The 21,905-nt window shown below is 60.7% G+C and carries 22 protein-coding genes; all 22 read right to left on the bottom strand.

Annotation, left to right across the window (positions count from 1 at the left end):
- Positions 1-87 precede the first annotated feature (87 nt).
- Positions 88-915 carry a transcriptional regulator ChbR gene (chbR, locus tag G5367_RS04930; protein ID WP_421244330.1) on the bottom strand — a complete coding sequence of 276 codons (828 nt, stop codon included), beginning with the start codon at positions 913-915 and terminating at the stop codon, positions 88-90.
- Positions 916-969: 54 nt separating this feature from the next.
- Positions 970-1,323 (bottom strand): PTS N,N'-diacetylchitobiose transporter subunit IIA, encoded by a 354-nt coding sequence (gene chbA, locus G5367_RS04925; protein ID WP_216978312.1) that lies wholly within the window; start codon positions 1,321-1,323, stop codon positions 970-972.
- Between the two features lie 23 nt (positions 1,324-1,346).
- Positions 1,347-2,729 (bottom strand): glycoside hydrolase family 1 protein, encoded by a 1,383-nt coding sequence (locus tag G5367_RS04920; protein ID WP_421244331.1) that lies wholly within the window; start codon positions 2,727-2,729, stop codon positions 1,347-1,349.
- 68 nt (positions 2,730-2,797) lie between these two features.
- The gene (chbC, locus tag G5367_RS04915) at positions 2,798-4,159 is read right to left on the bottom strand and encodes a PTS N,N'-diacetylchitobiose transporter subunit IIC (protein ID WP_160881214.1); all 1,362 of its coding nucleotides are present in this window, start codon (positions 4,157-4,159) and stop codon (positions 2,798-2,800) included.
- A 14-nt stretch (positions 4,160-4,173) separates the two neighbouring features.
- Positions 4,174-4,491, bottom strand: coding sequence for a PTS sugar transporter subunit IIB (locus G5367_RS04910; RefSeq protein WP_005347542.1), 318 nt, complete (start codon positions 4,489-4,491; stop codon positions 4,174-4,176).
- Positions 4,492-5,105: 614 nt separating this feature from the next.
- Positions 5,106-5,873 (bottom strand): GspN family type II secretion system protein ExeN, encoded by a 768-nt coding sequence (gene exeN / locus G5367_RS04905; RefSeq protein ID WP_421244332.1) that lies wholly within the window; start codon positions 5,871-5,873, stop codon positions 5,106-5,108.
- The gene (gene exeM, locus G5367_RS04900) at positions 5,870-6,361 is read right to left on the bottom strand and encodes a GspM family type II secretion system protein ExeM (protein WP_005347538.1); all 492 of its coding nucleotides are present in this window, start codon (positions 6,359-6,361) and stop codon (positions 5,870-5,872) included. The genes exeN and exeM overlap by 4 nt, the downstream gene beginning before the upstream one ends.
- Positions 6,358-7,542: a GspL family type II secretion system protein ExeL gene (exeL, locus tag G5367_RS04895; protein WP_236348877.1), complete on the bottom strand. Its 1,185-nt coding sequence runs from the start codon at positions 7,540-7,542 to the stop codon at positions 6,358-6,360. Before exeL ends, exeM begins: the two co-directional genes overlap by 4 nt.
- Positions 7,543-7,655: 113 nt before the next feature.
- Entirely contained in the window at positions 7,656-8,654 is a 999-nt protein-coding gene (gene exeK / locus G5367_RS04890; protein WP_421244334.1) for a GspK family T2SS minor pseudopilin variant ExeK, read from the bottom strand.
- A complete protein-coding gene (gene gspJ, locus G5367_RS04885) occupies positions 8,644-9,384 on the bottom strand; it encodes a type II secretion system minor pseudopilin GspJ (RefSeq protein ID WP_421244335.1) in 741 nt (246 codons plus the stop codon). Before gspJ ends, exeK begins: the two co-directional genes overlap by 11 nt.
- A complete protein-coding gene (exeI, locus tag G5367_RS04880; RefSeq protein WP_005347523.1) occupies positions 9,381-9,740 on the bottom strand; it encodes a GspI family T2SS minor pseudopilin variant ExeI in 360 nt (119 codons plus the stop codon). Before exeI ends, gspJ begins: the two co-directional genes overlap by 4 nt.
- An 82-nt stretch (positions 9,741-9,822) precedes the next feature.
- Positions 9,823-10,389 (bottom strand): GspH family T2SS minor pseudopilin variant ExeH, encoded by a 567-nt coding sequence (gene exeH, locus G5367_RS04875; protein WP_421211955.1) that lies wholly within the window; start codon positions 10,387-10,389, stop codon positions 9,823-9,825.
- Complete coding sequence (locus G5367_RS04870; RefSeq protein WP_421211953.1) at positions 10,386-10,505, bottom strand: type II secretion system protein; 120 nt, start codon at positions 10,503-10,505, stop codon at positions 10,386-10,388. The genes exeH and G5367_RS04870 overlap by 4 nt, the downstream gene beginning before the upstream one ends.
- A 47-nt stretch (positions 10,506-10,552) precedes the next feature.
- On the bottom strand, positions 10,553-10,984 hold the full coding sequence (gene exeG, locus G5367_RS04865; RefSeq protein ID WP_005347518.1) for a GspG family T2SS major pseudopilin variant ExeG: 432 nt from the start codon (positions 10,982-10,984) through the stop codon (positions 10,553-10,555).
- Positions 10,985-11,081: 97 nt separating this feature from the next.
- On the bottom strand, positions 11,082-12,302 hold the full coding sequence (gene exeF, locus G5367_RS04860; protein WP_005347516.1) for a GspF family T2SS innner membrane protein variant ExeF: 1,221 nt from the start codon (positions 12,300-12,302) through the stop codon (positions 11,082-11,084).
- Between the two features lies 1 nt (position 12,303).
- Positions 12,304-13,809: a type II secretion system ATPase GspE gene (gene gspE / locus G5367_RS04855; RefSeq protein WP_216978320.1), complete on the bottom strand. Its 1,506-nt coding sequence runs from the start codon at positions 13,807-13,809 to the stop codon at positions 12,304-12,306.
- On the bottom strand, positions 13,809-15,851 hold the full coding sequence (exeD, locus tag G5367_RS04850; RefSeq protein WP_216978321.1) for a GspD family T2SS secretin variant ExeD: 2,043 nt from the start codon (positions 15,849-15,851) through the stop codon (positions 13,809-13,811). The genes gspE and exeD overlap by 1 nt, the downstream gene beginning before the upstream one ends.
- Before the next feature lie 21 nt (positions 15,852-15,872).
- Entirely contained in the window at positions 15,873-16,712 is an 840-nt protein-coding gene (exeC, locus tag G5367_RS04845; RefSeq protein ID WP_421211949.1) for a GspC family type II secretion system variant ExeC, read from the bottom strand.
- A gap of 221 nt (positions 16,713-16,933) precedes the next feature.
- Complete coding sequence (gene exeB, locus G5367_RS04840) at positions 16,934-17,620, bottom strand: GspB family T2SS assembly factor variant ExeB (protein WP_421211947.1); 687 nt, start codon at positions 17,618-17,620, stop codon at positions 16,934-16,936.
- Entirely contained in the window at positions 17,620-19,188 is a 1,569-nt protein-coding gene (locus G5367_RS04835) for an ExeA family protein (RefSeq protein WP_421211945.1), read from the bottom strand. Before G5367_RS04835 ends, exeB begins: the two co-directional genes overlap by 1 nt.
- A gap of 377 nt (positions 19,189-19,565) precedes the next feature.
- A complete protein-coding gene (locus tag G5367_RS04830; RefSeq protein WP_337072352.1) occupies positions 19,566-20,687 on the bottom strand; it encodes a beta-ketoacyl-ACP synthase III in 1,122 nt (373 codons plus the stop codon).
- 54 nt (positions 20,688-20,741) lie between these two features.
- Complete coding sequence (locus G5367_RS04825; protein WP_421211943.1) at positions 20,742-21,905, bottom strand: vWA domain-containing protein; 1,164 nt, start codon at positions 21,903-21,905, stop codon at positions 20,742-20,744.

Below are 21,905 nucleotides of genomic sequence, written 5' to 3'. Positions count from 1 at the left end.
GAGGGGCCGCAGCCCTCTGTGGCAGGGGCTGGTGACAATGGGTTGGTTCTCTTGAACCGGGTTGTTTAGGTCAGCAACTCGCTGGTTTCAGGCTGAACTTTCGAATTTCGGATAGAGATATTTGCGGTAACTGCCCGGGGTAAACGAGGTCAGCTTCTTGAAGTTTTTGATAAAGAGGCTGACGTCGTTGTAGCCGGTCTCGAAGGCGATATCGGCCACCGAGTTGTTGGTCACCTCCAGCTGCATCTTGGCGTAGTTGATCCGGATCTCGTTGATGATCTGCATCGGCGTCTTGTTGTAGTAACGCCGGGTGGCCCTGGTCAGATACTCCTGGCTCTTGCCACAGAGGGAGACCATGTTGGCCAGCGCATCCTCGGCAAAGAGGGGGCGATCGTGCATCCGCTCCACGGTTTCGTGGAGCCAGAGCGGAAGATCATCGCTGGCGGAGGTGTCCTTGTAGTGACGCAGCCGGTTCATCACCGCGTAGGTCACCACTTCGAGAAATTCGGTCAGAGCCTCTTCCCGAAAGCCCGGGGAGACCAGTACCGACTCGATATAGCTGAGGAACTCGCTCTTGAGCGCATAGGCCTGTGAGGCGACGAAGTGTTCCGGCAGCAGGTATTTGAAGTGCTCGTCAAAATAGGTACGGGTGATCCCGACGTTGAAGATGCGGGTGGTGCCGAACTCGTAGAGGCTCTGATGGCGGGAGCCGAGCGGGATAAACACCACGTCCCCCCGCTCCAGCAGTACCCGCTTGCCGTTGACCTCCTGGTAATAGCGGCCGGTCAAAACCAGGGTGAACTCGTAATAGTCATGCTGGTGCAAACCGGTTCCGCTCACCTGTTTGTTGTAGATGAACATGTGGAACGGTTTGTTGTTAAACAGTTCGGATTCCCGGATTGTCTTGACGCTCATGAGTCGCTTCCTGATCTGCGGGCCGATGACGGGGCCTCTCGCCCCGTCCGGAGGTTACTGGTTCTGCAGCTTTTCGTGCAGCTCGATCAGCTCGCTGATCAGCTCACGGGCCAGCATGGAGGTCATCAGGTGATCCTGGGCATGGACCAGCACCAGGGTGACCGGGATCTTGCCTTCCCCCTGATCGCCCTCGATCAGCTGGGTCTGCACCAGATGGGCGGCATTGAGCGCCTCGCGGGATTGGGCCATCAGCTGGTGAGCGGCGGCCAGATCCCCCTCCTTGGCCTTTTTCAGCGCGGTGTAGGCGAGACTGCGGGCCTGCCCGGAGTTGATGATGAGCCCCATTACCACCTCTTCCAGATCGTTGCAGGTGGCGGCCTCTTCAGTGATGTTGTCCAGATCGAACATGTGTCGTTCCTTACGTAAATGCGTTAATTAAAACCATGGTTGCGCGCGACCTCGGCAAACCAGTAGCCGCTCTTCTTGATGGTGCGCTGCTGGCTCTTGAGATCGAGGCGGACGAAGCCGTAACGGTTCTTGTAGGCGTTGAGCCACGACCAGTTGTCGATAAAGGTCCACAGGTGATAGCCGCGACAGGCGCTGCCCTCTTCCAGTGCGCGATGCAGCCACTCGAGGTGCTCGCGAATGAACTGGATGCGGTAGTCATCCTCCACTCGTCCCTCGGGACCGATAAAGCGCTCTTCCCCTTCGACCCCCATGCCGTTCTCCGAGATGTAGCAGGGGAGGTTGCCGTAGTTGACCCGCAGGTCGGTGAGGATGTCGTAGATCCCTTTTTCGTAAATCTCCCAGCCGCGGTGAGGGTTCATCTTGCGGCCCGGCATTTCGTAGTAGTCGAACAGATCTTCCGGCGTACGCGGCACACCCTGCCAGGCCACCTCTTTGGCCTTGACCCGGCGCGGCTGGTAGTAGTTGATGCCGAGGATATCCACTTTACCGGCGGCGAGCAGTGCCTTGTCACCCTCTTCGACCTGCGGCAGCAAGTCATACTGCGCCAGCAGGGCGACCAGCTCGGGGTCATAGCTCCCCTTCATGGCCGGATCGAGGAAGCTCTTGTTGAGCAGCAGATCCGCGATGCGGGAGGCGGCGATATCTGCCGGATCCTGCGAGCGGGGATAGGTCGGGCTCAGATTGAGGATGATGCCTATCTCGCCATCATGCTGGCAGGCGCGATAGGCCTGCACGGCACCGGCATGGGCCAGCGCGGTGTGGTAGGCGACGGTGGCCGCCCGGCCAAAATCGACCACACAGGGGTAGTGGTAGTGGCCAAGGTAGCCACACTCGACCGGCACGATCGGTTCGTTGAAGGTGAACCAGTGCTTGATGCGACCGCCAAACAGGTCGAAGCAGCGGGTGGCGTAGCGCACATAGGCGGCCACCACTTCCCGGCTCTCCCAGCCGCCACGCTCCTGCATGCACATCGGCATGTCGAAGTGGTAGAGGTTGATAAGCGGGGTGATCCCCTCGGCCAGCAGTCGGTCAAAGAGGGCGTTGTAGAAGCTGACCGCCTCCTGGTTGATTTCGCCCACCCCGTCCGGGATCAGCCGTGACCAGGAGATGGAGGTACGAAAACTGTTGTGCCCCAGCTGTTTGAGCTGCTTGATGTCGCTCTCGAAGTTGTCATAGAAGGTGGAGGTATCGGTCGGGCCGACCCCGTTGTGGAAACGCTCGGGCTCGATGGAGAACCAGTAGTCAAAGATGTTGGCGGATTTGCCGCCGCGGTTGGCGGCGCCTTCCATCTGCGGGGCCGAGCTGGCGCTGCCCCACCAGAAGTTATCCGGAAAACGATACTGCATGGGTTACTTCTCCAGGCTGTTAGGGGAGGAGTTTTGCTCCTCCCTTGCTGTCATTGGAATGGCGGTTATCAGAACTTCAGAGCCAGAGCGATATCCTCTTCGCTCTCCTCTTCTTCATCGATGACGTTCTGCGCCTTGTTGGCAATCAACACGAAGGGGATATACATCATGGTCGCGACCCCCAGGTTGAATATCGCCAGACAGAAGGCGGCCACGCTGCCGTTGGTGTTGAAGAAGGCACCCAGGCCGGTTGGCATGGTCCAGGGCGCAATGTTGGTGATGGGCGGGATGATCCCGGCGTAGTAGGCCGCCATGGTGATCCCCATCAGTACCGGGTGCACCAGAATGAAGGGCACCAGCAGGATGGGGTTCATGATGACCGGCAAGCCGAACAGGATGGGCTCGTTGATCTGGAACAGGCCGGAGGGCAGGCCCAGCTTGGCCACCTGACGGTAGTCATCGCGACGGGAGACCATAAAGATGGCCAGGATAAGGCCAAGGGTGGCACCGGTGCCGCCGAGGAAGACGAAGGAGTCGGTGATCGGTTTGGCCCAGAAGTGGAACTGTTTGCCTGCCTCCAGCGCCGCTTCAACCGAGCCGTACTGGTTGTAGAGGGCGACGTTTTCCAGGGCGAAGGGGAACAGAATGCCGGATTCCAGCGCGGTGAGCGCCAGCATGCCGTGTACCCCGAAGAACCAGAGGAAGGAGGAGAACACCACATAGACCCAGCCGACCAGACCGCTCATATTGGACAGCGGCTTGGCGATGCTGTCCATGATCAGCTGGTGGAAGTTGGTGCCCGCATCGCTCAGCAGATAGGAGATGACCCCCATGATGGATAGGATGATAAAGCCCGGAATGAGCGCGGAGAACGAGCGGGAGACCGAGGCCGGCACGCTGTCAGGCAGGGTGATCACCCAGTTGCGACGGACGATAAAGGCGAACATCTCGGCCACGACGATACCGATCAGCATGCCGGAAATGATGTTGGCTCCGCCCAGCCAGTTGGCGCCCACCGCATAGGCGTCGCCCACGCTGAACGGGGTGACGGTCATAAAGGCCGCTACCGAGAGCAGGCCCGATGCCAGGGGATCGCTCTTGCGCTCTTCGGCCAGCGCCAGACCGATAAAGAAGGGGGCCATCAGGGACATGATCCCCAGAGTGCCGTTATAGACGTTGCCGCCGATGCTCTTGAGGCCGTCCAGGGTGGCGATGGTGGCAGGATCGAGCCGCACACCGATGGAGTAGAAGAAGGATCCTTCGCCAAAGCTCAGGAACACGTTGTTGATCAGTACGAACATGGCCCCGACCAGTGTCAGGGGCATCATCTTGATAAAGCCGTTCTTGATGGCGTTGACATGAGGCTGTTTGCCCAGCTTGACGGCAATGGGCAGTATGACCTTCTCCAACGATGCGATGATGTTGCTCACAGGGATCTCCTTACCTATGCGAGGCTCTTCTTGATGGCGGCGACGGCGGCTTTCAGCACGCCCAGCCCGTCGACCTTGCCGTAGAGCAGGGTGTCAATCACCTCGACCGGTTTGCCCGGCAGCTGTTGCTGGATCTCCGGCAGCATGTAGGCGATTTGTGGCCCCAGCAGCACCAGGTCGGCATCCTGTCCCTTCTCGCCAGCCAGAGTCTCCGGGTAGGCATCGATCAGCACCGGCACATCATATTTTTCCGCTTGGGCCCTCATCTTTGAGACCAGCAGTGATGTGGACATGCCTGCAGAGCAAAACAGGTAGATACGCTTCTTTTCCATAACCCTTCCCTCAACGCTTGAAAATCAAATAGACAGATCAGTCGAGATGCGTGCCTGTCGCGCTAGCAAGACAAATCAATCATCTCCAGTTGACCTAATTGTATCGACCTCTGCTTTGCATCTGGTATTTCGATACTTATATCAATTGTCTTTGGTTGACCTATCGTTTTGCCGTTGCTCACACTTCTGATGGGTGGGCACAAAGGAAATGAGATGAAATGGGGCGTAAAGAGGATGTTTTTCTTTTTTAGTTGTTATTTTTCAGTTGGTTATTTTTATGCTCTGGTGGGCGGCTGTGATCTGGCTGGAAAAGATCAATAACGGGTGACTGCTCACATTTATCAATTAATGCAACCTGATTGATATTCAATTTTGCTGGGGCGAGTTGCCTCTTTTTCAGCTCGGTGTTCGCTCATTGACCATTGGCGGCAAATGGATTGACCGGTGAGGCTGGTTGTTGCTGCGCTGATCGGGTTGAAGGAGAGGGGGGCAGGGGACGTGACAGTACGTAAGAGCAGAATGAGTAAGGGCTGAGGGGGGCAGTTCAGTGAGCGGAGAGGTACAAAGAGGAAAAAACAACCCCGGCGTGGCTCCGGGGTTGGTGGGATGGTGAATTAGATCCGCCCCTGGTAGCGCAGGGGGAAGCGGCCCTGACTGTCGGGCTGACCGAGGAAAGGGAGCCCTTGCTGCATCTGCGGCGGCAATTCGGGGCCCGGCTTCAGGGTGCCCTGAAACAGGTATTGGCCATTGGGTTGCAGCTCGAGGCGACCCATGGTCTGCACCGCATCGGAGCCCTGCTTGAGTTCGGCCACCAGTCTGGAGTCGAGGCAGGTGAGTTTCAGCTCGGGGTCGGCCAGATCCAGCTTGCCGGCCGGGGTATCGGCGCTGGCGTTGTACCAGTCGAGGTTACCGTAGAGGTTGTCACACCAGGGGTTACCCTGGGCAAACTGCTCCACTTTGAGCTGCAGCTGACCGGTGACAGTGATCGGGAGCGGCAGTCGCATCGGCACCCGGCTCAGCAACCAGGGGGCGGGGGCATTGAGGGTTAGGTCGCGGCCGAAGGCGGCGCCATTCCAGCCGACAACGCCCTGACCGTTGAGTCCGTTGCGATCGCCAAAGCGAATGGTCACTTCGGGAGCGAAGCGTAGCAGCGACCAGCCGTTGAGATCCCAACGCAACTGGTTCACCGATTCGCTGGCATATTGCAGTCGGGCGATCTGGCCACTCCAGAGGGTGCCGCTCACCCCTTCCAGTTTCAGCCGGTTGGCAATGTTGGCAGGCAGCGGCAGATAGCGCGCTACCAGTGCTGCGGGCAGGGTGGCGAGCAGGAAGACCAGATAGGTGGCCAGAAACAGGCTGGCAATCAGGATGCGTTTTTTCATTGTGGACGACTCAACTGCAAACGTCTGACCTTGACCAGACCCGGGGCCAGATCCTCGCGGGCGATCTCGATGATTTGAACCTGAATGCCGTGCTGCTCCACCAGGGTGGAGAGCCAGAGCAGCAGGTCATCAAACTGGACCGTGTCGATCCACACCTGCAGCTCCTGCCCCTGGGGTTGCAGCCGGGCAATCTTGATCTTGTGGTTGAAGGCAGTGCGGTTGACCACCCCCTCCAGGGTGCCGCTGGTGTCGATCTGACTCCCCGTACTCCCTTGCATGGCCAACACCACTTCACCTTTTTCCTTGAGCCAGGCGAGGGTCTGCTGCTGGTTTTGCACCTGGCGTTCGCGCTCGGCGATGCGGTTGTTGAGAGGATGCCAGACACTCCAGTAGAAGAGGCCGACCAGCAGCAGAACGCCGCCTGCGACCACCAGCCGCTGTTCCCGTGCTGTGATGCCGTGCCACCAGCTCTGCAATTTTTCCATCATGATGATTTACCCTTGAGCACCAGCGCCCCTTCAACCTTGCCCTCGGTGCTGCGCACCTCGCCTTGCTGTACCTCGAATTGTTTGCCCGCCAGCTCGCGGAACCGCTCGATCTCGGCAAAACCGGGGGCGGTCACCTGCAGCCGCAGTTCGCGACGGCTGGCGTCAAAACGCATCACCTGTGGCTTGAGGCCGGGCACTTCGGCAAAGGTGGGGGCCAGTTCGGTGAGCATCAGCAGCACGCCGTTTTGCGGGGCCTGTCCTATCTGTTTCAGGTGCTGGGTCATCTGGCTGCGCACGTTAACGATGCGGCTCTCTCCCGGGAAGATGCGGGTATAGACGGCGCGGATCTCCGCTTTCAGCGCCTTGTCCTGCTCGGTGAGCTGATAGAGCTGTACCCCGCGCTGGCCCAGCGCCACCAGCAGCAACAGGGCGGCGGTAATGACTACCTTGCGCCACTGCAGCCAGTAGCGGGCATATTCGGTCTGGGGGCGGTAGGGGCCGGTCAGCAGGTTGGCGCGGCAGGTGAGGGCCCCTTTGGCTAGCAGCAGCATGGGCAGTTCGGGTTCGGCCGGCTGCCAGTTGGCCGCCGCAATGGCGGGCGCCGGCGTGTGGCTATAAATTGTGACGGGTTCAGCTTCTGCGGCCAGCAAGATGGCGAGCAGCGGTTCGTCGGCGACGATCCCCTGACAGGGGCCCTGGCGTAACAGCCACTCGTTGCCGAGTTGCAGCGCAGACCAGCCATCAGTGGTCTGCGGCAGTGCCAGCACGTCTGGCAACAGCTGCAGGCCCTTGAGTCCTGCTGTCTCTAGCCAGCCGAGCCACTGGGCCATCTTCTGCCGATCCACCGCCATCAGATCTACCTGCGGGCCGTCGTGAGCCAGTACCACCAGATGCAGCTCATCCACATCGGAGGCGATCTGCTCCTCCAGCAGATAGGGGAGGGCTGCCGCCGATTGACGGTTGTATCGTCCTGGCAGGGTGACCCGACGGAATATCAGATCGCTGCCCGGCACTAGCGTGACCACGGGGCGGCCGCCGGCACGCTCCTGCAGTTCGCTCAGCGCATCGGCCGAAGGGAGCTCGCCGGAGGCGATGATCTCCTGCTCCTGACTCGACCAGACCAGCCAGGCGACCGGTTGTTGTTTAGTGGTCCCCAGACGGATGACCAGACTCTCGCTCACGCCTCTTTCTCCTGCGATACCGGTTCGTGTGGGCCAGGCCCACGCAACCGGTGCGCAGCCCGCAGGCTGCATCCAAGGTTTTCCCTGACGGGAGTCGCTCCCGCCAGCGTTGTTTATTCGGCGCCGCTATTGAGGCGGCGCAGCATGACCAGCTTGTTGTCCTTGCCCCGCTGGAAGGTGCTCTCCAGCCAGGCGCGGTTGTCACCGACCTCGGCGACCACGTGGGCCTCGAAAAAGTCGCTCTTGACCACCAGCGCCTCCTTGAGCCCCTTGACGGTTTCAAGAGGTACGGGCAGCTGATCCGTCATCAGCTTGCTCTCTTTCCACCCCTTCTTCGGCCGCTCGGTCAGTACCCGCTTGGCGTCATCGCTGCCAATCTTGCCCAGATAGAGGGCTGCCAGCAGCTCGGGGTGTTCGGGCAGCAGGGTGTTGATATTGATCTTCAGCTTGTCGTTTGGCAGGGCGCAGACGTAGGGGGCCAGTTTTGCGTAGACCCTGGCCGTCACCCCGCGCACCGCCCGCAGCTCATCCTTGCCCAGCATCCACTGGTTGGCGGTGAGGTAGGGAGGCTTGAGTCCCTCGTAGTAGGCATCCTCGGCCCCTAGGCTGGAGACCAGCACCGTATCCTTGTCCGTCCAGTCGCGGATGGCGTCAGTGAGCTGGGCTGCCTCGTAATCATCCATCGCCAGCTCCTTGAGCAGTGTGCGAAACACTTGCACCGGATAGGGCTGCTGCGCCAGATCCTCATCGCTCCCCGCCTTCGATGCCACGCTCAGGCTGTTGAGGTTGAAGCAGGATTGCAGGTCGGTCACCTCGCCCTTGAGCTGGCCATCATCCACCGGAAAGATGGCATCCTTGCGGGCCCAGTTCTGACCCAGGTGCACCACCTCTGGGCTGTCTTTGAAATCCTGGGCCAGTACCTTGCTCACCAGCGCCTCAGCCGAGAGGGCATACCACCATGCCTGTTTACCTGTGGTGATGTTGGCGGTGCGGCGCAGCTCGAGCTGCAGGCGGCCGCTCATATTGCTGGCGATGATTACCATCACCGAGAGGATCAGCAGCACCACCAGCAGTGCCATGCCGCGCTGGCGGCCCGGGAGATTAGCCCCCATTGGCGCCCCCTCCATTCTGGCTGTCACCATTGCCGCCATGGGTATTGCCGTTGCCGCTCCCTTGATCGGGGTTGCTGCTCTGGCTGTTCTCTTCGGCGCGCTGGCCACCGGCACCAATCAGAAACTGACGACGAATGGTGCCGTAATCTTCCAGATCCAGCTCCACTGCCAGCCCGTAGGGGAGCACGCTGCGTTGGGTCCACTCCTCCTTCCAGTTGCCCTTGTCGTAGAAGTAGAGGCGAAAGGCGGTGACCCCTGTCAGAATCGGCTGGATACGTGGCTCGGTGCCGATCACCGGATCCGGATAGAGGTAGCTGAGGCGCTCCAGCGTCTGCCCCTTGAGCCGCCAGCCGACCCGCTGCAGATGGGAGCGGGGCAGCATGCCATCGGGGTTGAGCCAGCCGCTGCGCATAAAGGCCATACCCCAGTCATCGCTCTGCTGGCCGAACCGGGAGGCCGCCAGCAGCACCTTGTTGTTCTCCCCCTCGATGCGGCCGCTGCGCGGCACCATCTGGGTGACATCCCGCTCCAGCAGGGTGAAGGCGAGCTGCAATTCGTTGAGGCGGGCCTCCTTGCGCTTGGCCACTTCGTCACTGGTGAGCACTCCCTGCAGCACCTGATAGGCGCCCATGCTGAGGGTGGCGAAGATGGCGATGGCCACCAGCATTTCGAGCAGGGTGAAACCGGCCTGGCGGATGGGGCGAGGTGTACGGGCGAAGAGCTGGGTCATCGGCTGATATAGGTCCGCATCATGGCGACCGGGTTCTCTGCCCTGGCTTCGGTGCGCACTTCCATGTCCAGTGCCTTGAAGTTGCTGTCGCTGGTCGCGACGCCACGATAGCGCCAGTACCAGGTACTGCCCGCCATCTGCTCCTCCCCCTCTACCCAGCTGTTGCCGGGCCACTTGTTCTCGAGCTTCTGTTGCACCAGCTGGTTCTCCACCACCCAGGTGGCCAGGGTTTTCTGCTCCAGATAGTTGAGGGCCGAGAGGTGCTCGCTGGCGGTCTTCATGACCGCGAGACCGGCAATGGCAAAGACCGCCAGCGCTACCATCACTTCGAGTAACGTCATGCCGCGCGCATTCATCGTGTCACCTGTAGAGGGCGTAGTTGGCACAGCGGTGGCGCCACCATCACAGATTTATCAAACAACATCATCCTGCAGGCGTTCATGATGGGTTGTTCCCTTTTTCATCCTCATCGCCGGTGAACAGGGTGAGACGTCCAAACTCGTCACCCCTGACAAGGCGGGTGTAACGCGCATCGTCACCCTGCTGGCTGAAGGTAAGGGTAAAGGGGGTCAGTTCACCACCGGGGAAGATAAGGAGCTGCGGGGTACGCTCCTTCGCATCCCGTTTCTTTTCTCGCTCTTCATCGGGATCCGGCTGCCAGCCAAATCCCTCCAGTTCGAGCGTCAGGGTCATCTCGTCGGGCAGTTGTACCGGGCCCAGCTGTTTGTCGCCGGCCAGGGCCAGCCACTTGCGATCCCTGGCCTGACGCTGCATAAACTGCCAGCCGTTATCCTCGATGCGAATGCCCACCAGGCGACCATCCATCACCGCATACTCCTGCGCCAGTTGCAGGGTCGCCATCAGGCGGCGCGCCTGCTTGTCGATTTCCCTGTCACCTTTTGCGCCCCCCATGCTGAGGGTGACGGCGGTGGCCACCAGCCCCATCAGCATGGCAACCAGCAACACTTCCAGCAGAGTAAAGCCAGCTTGGCGAGTATGTTTCATGGCACCAGCCTCAACTGCATAGCGGTAGCCTCAAGCCGACCCATCAACATGGCAACGAGCAGCACCTCCAGCAGGGTAAAGCCGGATTGACAACGGGCAGATGGTGCAGCCCTCATTCAGGCTGCTCCAGCAAGGCGGACTGCATGGGGTGGCGGCACATCACTTATTGGAAATCCTTCAGGTTCCAGTTGCCGATGTCGTCATCGGTACCGGCTTCGCCATCCAGACCCATGGAGAAGATATCGATCTTGCCGAACTGGCCCGGGCTCAGCAGCTGGTAGGGGTTGCCCCAGGGATCTTGCGGCAGGCGCTTGATGTAGCCGCCATCGCGGTAGCTACGCGGTGCCGGATCGATGGAGGGCTTGGTCACCAGTGCCTCCAGACCCTGTTCGGTGGTCGGGTAGCGGTTGTTGTCCAGCTTGTACATGTCGAGGGCGTTTTCCAGCGCCACGATATCGGAGACCGCTTTCTGCTGGTCAGCCTTCTCCTTGTTGCCCATCAGGTTGGGCACCACCAGGCTGGCCAGAATGCCGAGGATCACGATGACCACCATGACTTCCAGCAGGGTAAAACCGGATTGACGACGTTTGTTCATGAGTTGCTCCGTAACGAATGAGATGGGATGACCCATCAGAGAGTGATCACTGGGTGGGTTCGACGGGCCGCCAGCGGCATCACCGAACACCGGAAACTTACATATTCACCATATTGTTGAGCTCGAGGATCGGCTGCAGGATCGACATCACGATAAACAGCACTACCCCGGCCATGGAGACCACCAGCATGGGTTCGAATACCCCGAGGGCGATATTGACCTGGGATTCAAACTCCCGATCCTGGTTGTCTGCCGCCCGCTCCAGCATGCTGTCGAGCTCGCCGCTCTGCTCGCCGGAGGCGATCATGTGCAGCATCATGGGCGGGAAAATTTTGGTCTCGGTCAGCGACTTGCGCAGACTGGTCCCTTCGCGCACCCGTTCGGCGGCCTCGAGAATGCGCATTCTGGCAAAGTCGTTGGAGAGCACTTCACCGGCGATCTTCATCCCCTCCAGCAGCGGCACCGCACTGGCGTTGAGAATGCTTAAAGTGCGGGCGAAACGGGCGGTGTTGAGACCGCGGCTGACCCGGCCAATCACCGGCAGGCCGAGCAGCACCTGATGCCAGCGCCGGCGGCGCTTCTCGTCGGTGAGCCACCAGCGCCAGACAAAGCTGCCGAGGAAGATCAGCAGCAGGAACCAGAGGCCGTATGCCTGCATCAGTTCGCTGGTGCCGATGAGAAAACGGGTGGTGCCCGGCAGCTGCTGACCCATGTGTTCAAACTGGGCAACCACCTTGGGCACCACGGCGGTGAGCAGGATCGAGATAACCCCGATGGCGACGCAGGTCAATACGATGGGGTAGATCATCGCCTGCAGCAGCTTGGTGCGCATATGCTGGCGCTGCTCGGTGTAGTCAGCGAGGCGGTTGAGCACTTTTTCCAGATGGCCCGACTTTTCACCGGCCGCCACCATGGAGCGAAACAGCTGGTCGAACACATGGGGAAAGGCCCCCAGCGAGTCGGCCAGCGAATAACCTTCCACTACCTTGCTGCGCACGGTCGCCACCAGAGAGCGCAAGTGGGCCTTTTCGCACTGCTCGGCCACGGCCTTGAGCGCCTCTTCGATGGTGAGACCGGCACCGACCAGGGTGGCCAGCTGGCGAGTGATCAGGGCCAGCTCGGCAGTGCTGGCACCGCGACGGAACAGGGCGAAGCGGGTTGCCTCCCGTTTCGCCTTCTCGGTGGTCTCGTTGACCTCGAGCGGGGTGAGCCCCTGCTCGCGCAGCAGCTGGCGTACCTGACGGGCCGAGTCGCCCTCCATCACGCCGCTCTTGCTACGCCCCTTGTTATCGAGGGCCTTGTATTCGAATGCCGCCATCTCAATCTTCCCGGGTCACGCGCAGTACCTCTTCGAGGCTGGTCTGCCCCTTGAGCACCTTGTCGATGCCATCGCGGCGGATGCTGGGGGTGTGGCCGCGGATCAGCCGTTCAATGGTCATCTCGCCGCTGGCACCGTGAATGGCTTCACGCACCGCCTCGTCAACCACCACCAGTTCGTGGATGCCGGTGCGACCGCGATAGCCGGTGTGGTTGCACTGTTCGCAGCCCACCGGATGCCAGATAGGCTGATCCGGCTCCAGCTTGATGCCCATGGCGAGACGCTCCTGCTCGGTGGCCGGGCGCGGGGCGCGGCAATCGGGGCAGAGGGTGCGCACCAGCCGCTGGGCCAGCACCGCCAGCAGGGAGGAGGAGAGCAGGAAGGGCTCGATCCCCATGTCCCGCATCCGGGTGATGGCGCCGATGGCGGTATTGGTGTGCAGGGTCGACATCACCAGGTGACCGGTGAGGGATGCCTGTACCGCGATCTGGGCGGTCTCGAGGTCACGGATTTCCCCCACCATCACCACATCCGGATCCTGGCGCAGAATGGCGCGCAGGCCGCGGGCGAAGGTCATGTCTACCTTGCTGTTGACCTGGGTCTGGCCCACTCCTTCGAGGTCATATTCGATGGGGTCTTCCACCGTCAAAATGTTGCGATCCCGAGAGTTGATTTCGGAGAGCGCCGCATAGAGGGTGGTGGATTTACCTGAACCGGTCGGGCCGGTGACCAGGATAATGCCGTGGGGCTTGCGGATAAGCTCGCTGATGATGCTGCGGTTGCGCGCCGTCATGCCGAGCTGCTTGAGCTCGAGGCGAATGGTGTTCTTGTCGAGCAGACGCAGTACCACCCGCTCGCCGTAGCTGGACGGCATGGTGGAGACCCGCACGTCGACGGCGCGGCCGCCGATGCGCAACGAGATGCGGCCATCCTGCGGCACCCGCTTTTCGGCGATGTCCATCCGCGACATCACCTTGATCCGCGAGACCAGCAGTGAGGCCAGCTTGCGATGGGGACGCAGGATCTCCCGCAGCACCCCATCGATGCGAAACCGGATCACCAGTGCCCGCTCGAAGGTCTCGATATGGATATCTGAGGCCTCCTCCTTGATCGCCTCGCTCAGCATGGCGTTGATGAGGCGAATGATGGGGGCGTCGTCATCAGCGTCCAGCAGGTCTTCGCTCTGGGGCAGCTCTTCGGCCAGCGCAAAGAAGTCCATCTCGTTGCCGAGATCTTCCATCAGCTGACGTGCCTCGGAGGAGTCGCGCTGATAGTGGGCCATCAGCAGCTCTTCGAAGGACTCGTTGTCGAGCTGCTCTACCGCGAAGCGGCAACCGGCTACCCGCCGTACTTCCAGCAGGGCTTGCGGGGTTACGCCGGGGCGGCACTGCAACACAGGTGCCCCTTCCCGCTCAATCAGGATCACCCCGAAATTGCGGGCAAAGGCGAAGGGCAGCTCCGGCAGCGGGGGCGGCAACTCGCCGCCGTCAAGATGGTAGGCACTCATCAGGGACGGCTCTGCACAAAGGGGGTGGTGGTTTCGACGGCGCTCTGCTGTCTGTTCTGCATCTCGTTGATCTGCTTCTGAATCTCTTTTTGCAGCTCGGGTGATACCATCACATCCTGACCGTAGGCGGGCAATACCTGACGGGCGGGGGAGGTGAGGTAGCCCTCCTGCGAGGCCGCATTGAGCTGCTCGGCGCGGAACAGACTGTACTTGTTACTGGAGATGCCGGAGTAGACGTCCGCATCGCGCAAGATGGTGGGCCGGATAAAGACCATCAGGTTGCGCTTGGAGGTACTGTTGGCGGTAGAACGGAACAAATAGCCCAGTACCGGGATATCGCCGAGTAGTGGTACCTTGGAGATCTCCTCCTTGGTCTGCTCATCCATCAGGCCGCCCAGCACCACGGTTTCGCCACTCTTTACCAGCACGGAGTTCTTGACGGTACGGGTATCGAAGGTGGGTCCCAGACCGTCTGTTCCTGTTGCCTGTTTACCCACGCTCGAGACTTCCTGCTCGATGTTGAGCAGCACCGAATCCCCTTCATTGATCTGCGGCGTGACCGTCAGCTTGGTGCCCACTGTCTTGCGCTCGATAGTGCTGAACACCTGATCACTGGTAGTGGAGGTCTGTGAGCCGCTCTGGACCGGAACCTCCTGACCGACGTTGAAGGAGGCCTCCTTGTTATCCATGGTGACGATACTCGGGGTGGAGAGAATATCGTTCTTGGTATTGGAGGCCAGCGCCGTCGCCAGCATGGCCCAGTCGCCGTGATAGAAACCGGCAGCCATCCCGTTAAAGCTCTCTAGCAACTTGGCAGCACCATCGGTCTTGCCATTCTGGTAATCCTTGCCCGCGGCGATGGCACCAGTGATGGGGAGCCCTGTGTTCGTGAACTGGGTACCGCCGCCATTGGCATTGCCCCACTGGACGCCGAGGTTGAGGCCATCGGCATCCTGCATTTCGACGATGATCGCCTCTACCAGCACCTGGGCGCGGCGGATGTCGAGCTTGGCGATGACCTGTTCGAGCTCGGCCATCACGTCTGGTTGGGCGGTGATGACCAGAGCATTGGTAGTCTCGTCGGCCGAGATGGCCAGCTTGCCGCCGCCGATACTGCCGCCACTGGTAGCGGCTGCGCTGCCACCCCCTTTCTTGTCGGCCTCGATGCTGGAGCTGACCCCCTTGAGCACATCGACCATGTCCTTGGCCTTGCCATATTTGAGATAGAAGACCCGGGTATTGCCCTGACTCTGCAGGTCACGGTCGAGCTGGCGTACCATCTGGATGATGCGGGCGCGCGCTTTCGGCTCTCCACTCACTACCACCGAGTTGGTGCGCTCGTCAGCCACCACCTTGGGGGAGAGCAGCAGGGAGGCGGTGCCTCCTTGCGGATTGCCATCCTTGTTGAGGTTGGTCACCAAGCGAACCATCTCGCCCGCCGAGGCAAACTTGAGCTTGATGATGTCCACATCCTGATCGCCAGCACGGTCGACCCGGTTGACCACTTCCACCAGACGATTGACCACGGCAGCGCGGCCGGTGATGAGCAGCACGTTTGAGGGCTCGTAGTGCACCACATTGCCACCACCGGCGTTATCGTTGAGCTGGCGCAGCAGGGGAGCCAGTTCACGCACCGAGACGTTGCGCACCGGCACGACCCGGGTCACCATCTCGTCGCCCATGCCCGGGTTGCTGCCATCCACCACCGGAATGGCGGAGGTCTTGGCATCCCGTGAGCGCAGTATCTTGAGCACGCCGTTATCCATCGGCACCACGGCAAAGCCGTAGACGTCGAGTACGCTCAGAAAGAACTGGTAGTACTGCTCCTCGTTGAGCAGGTCGTAGCTGCGCACGTTGATCTTGCCGCGCACCGAAGGCTCTATGATGATGGTTTTATTGAGGTTCTTGCCCACCGTATTGATGAACTCTTCAATGTCGGTGTTCTTGAAACTGGCAGAGTATTCGGTGGCCCAGGCTGAGCCCGCCATCATCAGTGCCGCTGCGATAGTGGCCAGACGCCAGCCTTTCCCTTTAGTTGTCATTATTGGTACGACTCCAAATCATTATTCTGACAAGCGCACATAGACATCGAACTGTTCGCCCTGTCGCTCGACGGTCACTGTCATTTCCGTTGCGCCAGCCAGCTGCTGCATCGCCTGCATGGCTTGCATGTTGTCCCGTAAATCCAGCCCGTTGATGCTGATGGCCAGGTCATTGGCCTGCAGCCCGCTCTGGTTGAAAAATTCCGGATGGGGGCCCGGGTTGAGGCGATAGCCGGTCATGCGGCCATCCACTTGAACCGGTGAAATATTGAGGTAATCGGTGATCTTGCCCGGGTCGGCCATCAGCTCGCTGCGCAGGGAGCCAAGAGGAGCAGAGTTGGTTTGCGGCAGCGGCTTGCCATACTCCTCGCCATCCAGCATCAGGGTCTCGTCGCGGCCATCCCGCTCGATGATCACCCGATCCGGATAGACCTGCCGGATCCGCGCCTGGGTGCCGTCAATCATGTCGCCAATACCATATGAGTTCTGGATGCCGGACATGGCGATGATAGCGATGGATTTGGATGGATCTGAGCTGGCCAGCACCCCGTTGAGTTGGGCATTGAGCTGGGTACGCGGCGCATTGGCGGCCACTGCGGCTTTGGCCTGCGCCTTGGGGATCGCCTTGCCAAACAGCGCCAGTCGGCTTACCTCATCCAGCTCAAGGCGCGGGCTGCTCTGGCCGCTGACCGCTACGGTGGAAGGTTGCCACGGCTGGCTGGATTGCGGGTTTGCCAGGGTGAGCAAGCGCCAGGTGAGTGCTGCGCTCTGTTGTGCCAGCATCAACAGCAGCGCCAGAAAGAACACTCCAGTGACGTGAGTCAAAGGAAGCTGCCGGCACCGGGCCAGCAGCAGGGTCAAGATGTCATCCCTGAATCGTAGCGTCATATTAATCAACAAATTCCAGGTTCTGGGGCGGCTGCGTATTGTGTACGGCTGCGTGCTGTGACACAACGGGTCCGGGCACACCAAACTGTAAAAATGGATATTTCATCACACCGTAACCCTTTGAATGCTCATAAAAGTGTCACTCAGGTGAGGCGCATCCTGCTGGCCAGCGATCATCAGGGACAGGTGCGTACTCACCCTCGCCAATCCTGCAACGCCTTGAGGGTTACGCTCTGGCCTCCGACCTGCAGCACAATGTACTGCTGGTCTATGGTGGCGAGCAGGACTCCGGGGGCGATTTCGCTTCCTTCCCGATATTCCCGGCCATTGAGCACCACGGCCCGCTTGGCCGGATTGGATGAGAACACATGGGAGCCATAGCTGAATGCGGGCACTTGCTGGCGAACCGAAAGCGGAGCGGCATTCAGCGACATCAGCTGGGCCGGCTGCACGCCTTGGGGAACTGTACCCGATTCCTGTTGCAGCGGTGTTTCGTTGAGGGCGCGCATCAGCTGTTCGGCCAAGGTCGGTCGACTGGTTGCCGGATTGCTGGCAGCTGCAGCAACCCTGGGCTGCTGCACCACAGGTTCCGGCAGGGGCGGGGGCAGCGGACGGGTCACCATCGCCTTGGGCTCAACCCGCACGAAGGGGGAGGCAATCACCTCTTTTACCTCCACCTTCTCCTCGATGGGACGCAGGTGGATTAGATGCCAGCCATAGTTGGCACCCGCCCCCAGTAGCAGGGCAAGGGGGGCCAGCAGCCAGCCGATACGGCGCGCGGGTTGCGTCTCTTCGCGGGCTACTGCTAGCCCCATGGCGGGAATATGGCTCTGTTGCGAAGGCTGCTGGGCACGGCGCAGAGCATTGAGCAGGGTAGACATCAGGAGGCCTCCTCCAGTCTTGGCATGGGTTCGCCGGAGAGAGCGTTGAGCCGCAGCAGGGTGTTGCTGCCGGCGATGCCATCAGGGGTGAGCCCCTGATCCCGCTGGAACTGCTGCAGTTTGGTCTTGAGCTCGCCATCGAAACGGCGCACCTTGCGTTCGGGTTGTTGCAATGCTCGGCTCAGGGCGTTGTCGAGCCACTGGATCTGGGTCTGTCCGGCATTGCTGGCGATCAGGCTGACGCCCCCTTTCGGCATGCGCCAGAGCAGGGTATAGCTGCCACCCCAGTTGTCGGTGAGCCACTGGCGATCCACTTGCCAGCTCTGGTTGCCGATCATCAGGCTGGCCTTGCTTGGCCCCAGATTGACCAGGGTGGCGTAATAGAGACCGCCATTCTGGTCAGTGAGCGTGATCATGGCGGGATACTGCAGGGCGCGCAGCTCGTCGAGGCTTGCCTCTCCCTCCTGACAGCGCAGACCGGCACGGGGCGCGTTGTCACATGTTGCCTCGAACGGTTCCGGTTCATAACCCCAGACCCGATAGAGATTCTGCATGGCGCTGTCGGGGTCGATGGCCTGATTGATCGCCTCGGTCAGCTGCTCCTGCTGCTCGGCGGTTTCGTCGATGGTGACTGGTACCTCGACCTTGACTACCGGACGGGTGGGGAACACGCCGAAAAATTGCCAGCCCCACCAGCCTGCGGCCACCAGCAGGGCGCCCGCCAGCGTCACCATCAGACCGGAGGCCCAGCTCCCTTCGTCCCGAACGCCATTGACCTCGAAGGCGGCCTGGCTGATATCGCTGTGGACAATCTTGTAGCTGCCACGGGCGAAGGCGGCGAGCAGGGCGCGATCGCAGATGAGGTTGATCAGGCGCGGAATGCCGCCGGAGAGCCGATGCAGCGTCTGGATCGCTCTGGGGGTAAAAATGGGCTGCACACAACCGGCTACTTGCAGCCGGAAGCGGACGTAGGCATCCACATCGGTGGCGGAGAGGGGCAGCAGGTGGTAGCGGGCGGTGATGCGCTGGGCCAGTTGGCGCAACAGGGGCAGGCGCAGCATCTGTTGCAGTTCGGGTTGGCCGATCAGCACGATTTGCAGCAGTTTTTTCTCGTCGGTTTCCAGGTTGGTCAGCAGACGCAACTGCTCCAATACCCCGGGCAACAGATGTTGGGCCTCATCCACCAGTACCACGCTGCGCTTGCCTGCGGTCAGGTTGGCCAGCAGGTGGTCGCGGATCAGGTCGAACAGTTGCTTGATCCCGGCCTCGGCGGGGTAGGGGAGTTGAAACTCGTCACAGATGGCGGCCAGCAGATCCCGTTCGGTCAGGGAGGGGTTGAGGATGTAGGCGATCTCGGTCTCTGCTGGCAACTGCTGCAACAGGCAGCGGGAGACGGTGGTTTTGCCAGTGCCCACTTCGCCGGTCAGCAGCACAAAGCCGCCGCCATCCTGCAATCCGTAGTTGAGGTGAGCAAGGGCTTCGCCGTGGCGCTCACTCATATAGAGGTATTTGGGATTGGGCGAGATAGAGAAGGGCGGTTCAGATAGGCCGAAGAACTGTGTGTACATGAGGGGATTCTTTTGTAGCCGGCGACAGATTAGAAATGTCTCCGGATGATAGCAAACCTCGAATTCATTGGAAGCCATCATTGGCAAAGGATGACAAATTGCAGCCTTTTCCTGTCATCTTGTGATCCAGATATCGCCCCGTTGCACCATGGTACTCAAAAATTGCAACCAATCTGAAAAATAAGTTTTTCATCAATGGCTTGTCGGTATGCGTTGTCACAGTAGTCCGGTGTTTTCGGATCAATAGTCATGGTCTGACCACTCTCTTATGCCCATCTTCTCCTCTCGCAAGGGGGGCTGGGAGAGGGGCTAGTGGCGAAACAGTACCAAGCCCCAACCAGAGTGCAGGGCGCGGGCCATTTTCCCCGCGCACTCTGTTACTGTCGTTGTAGCAGCAGACTGCCGATGGAGTAACCGGCACCAAACGAGCAGAGGACGCCGCGGGCCCCGGCAGGAAGGTCACCGTTGTGAAGGTGAAACGCAATGATGGAGCCTGCCGAGCTGGTGTTGCCGTAGCTGTCGAGAATGATCGGCGCCTCCTGCTGGCTGGCATCGTGACCGAGCAGCTTGCGACCGATGAACTGGTTCATGGTGAGGTTGGCCTGATGGAGCCAGAGCCGGTTCAGGCTCTCGGCGGGCCAGCCCTGCTCGTCGAGCTGGTTGGCAATCTGGTCGCACACCAGCGGTAACACCTCCTTGAACACCTTGCGCCCCTGCTGGCGAAACAGCTTGTCGTCGCCGTAGCGGGTGCGCGGGCTCAGCCGGTTCAGAAAGCCGAAGTTGTTGCGGATGTTGTTGGAGTATTGGGTCACCAGCTTGCTGGCCACCAGTTGCCATGGATTGGCCACCTTGCAATCGGCTTCCCGCTCCAGCAGCACCGCGGTGCAGGCATCGCCGAAGATAAAGTGACTATCCCGATCGCGAAAATTGAGGTGCCCCGAGCAGATCTCCGGATTGACTACCAGCGCCACATTGGCGGTGCCAGCCGCCAGCATGTCGGCGGCTGTCTTGATGCCGAAGGTGGCGGACGAGCAGGCCACGTTCATGTCAAAGGCCATGCCGCTCGCCCCCAGATAGTGCTGCAGCTCGATAGCCAGCGCCGGGTAGGGGCGCGGCATGTTGGAGGCGGCCACGATCACCAAATCGATCTCGCCGGGCTCGCGACCGGCGGCGATCAGCGCCTGCTCGGCGGCGGCCACCGCCATCTCCACCATGATGGAGGGCATCTCATCGGGCCGCTCCGCCAGCAGCGGCTGCATGATATCGGGGTTGAGCACCCCCTCGCGGCTCACCAGATAACGGCTCTTGATGCCGGAAGCCTTCTCGATGAACTCGCAGCTGGAGTGCTGCTTGGCGGGGAGCTGGCCGGCGTCGATGGCAGAGGCGTTCTCCTCGTTGTAGAGATCCACATACTGGTTGAAGGCAGCCACCAGCTCTTCATTGCTGACGGCAAAGGGTGGGGTATAGAGGCCTGAGCCACTGATCACGATAGAGGTCATCTTTGCTCCTCGCCGGGTGCGTTCCCGGCTTGTCGGTTTATAGGGTAGAGAGGGTTACAGCTGGTCGATCGCCGCAGCGAGACCCGCCAGGGTCAGCGGATGCATTCGCCCGCCAACCACGTCATTCATCAGCTTGATGGAGGGATGCCAGAGCCACTCCCGGCGCGGGGTGGGGTTGATCCACACCAGTTTGGGAAAGTGCTGCTGCAAGCGGGTAAGCCACACCTGACCCGACTCTTCGTTCCACTGCTCGACACTGCCGCCTGGCCAGGTGATCTCGTAGGGGCCCATGGTGGCATCCCCCACCAGGATCACCCGGTAGTCGCTGCCGTAGGTGCGCAGTAGCCGCAGGGTATCGAACCGCTCCTCAAAGCGGCGCTCGTTATCCTTCCAGACGAAGTCGTAGAGGCAGTTGTGAAAATAGAAGTACTCCAGATGCTTGAACTCGTGGCGCAGGGCGGAGAAGAGGCGCTGCACCTCGGCCACGTGGGCATCCATGGAGCCTCCCACATCGAAGAAAACCAACAGCTTCACCCCGTTGTGGCGCTCGGGCCGCAGTTTCACATCGAGCCAGCCCTGGCGGGCAGAACTTTTTATGGTGTCGTCGAGATCCAGCTCGTCGGGATTGCCTTTGCGCACCCAGCGTCTGAGTTTGCGCAGCGCGAGCTGAATGGCGCGCTGGCCAAGCGGTGAGTCGTCGCTGAAGTTGCGATAATGTCTGGCCTCCCACACCTTGGCCGCCTTGCCATGCAGCCCCTCTCCACCCATGCGGACTCCCTCGGGGTGAAAACCGCCGTGACCAAACGGGCTGCTGCCACCGGTCCCTACCCACTTGTTGCCACCGGCATGGCGCTCTTTCTGCTCGTTCAGCCGCTGAGTAAGGGTTTCCAGCAGCTTGTCGAGTCCGCCGAGGGATTTGAGCTGTGCCTTCTCCTCTGGGCTCAACAGCCGTTCGAACTCCTTGCGCAGCCACTCCTCGGGCAGGCTTTCCGGCAGCAGGGGGATGGCTTCCAGCCCCTCGTAGTATTCGGCGAAGGCGCGATCGAAGCGATCGTAGTGGGCCTCGTCTTTTACCAGCAGGCAGCGGGAGAGCTGGTAGAACTCCTCCATATCGACAGCGACCAGCCGGGCAGCCAGTGCGGCGTGCAAGTCCAGCAGCTCACGCAGGCTGCACGGCAGCTTGTGGCGGCGCAGGTGGGTAAAAAAGTCGATCAGCAT

It is taken from the genome of Aeromonas sp. 604282 (assembly GCF_049170575.1).
Lineage (GTDB): Bacteria > Pseudomonadota > Gammaproteobacteria > Enterobacterales > Aeromonadaceae > Aeromonas > Aeromonas veronii_A.
Note: the sequence above shows the minus strand (reverse complement) of the source record. Positions and strands in the feature narration are given on the sequence as shown.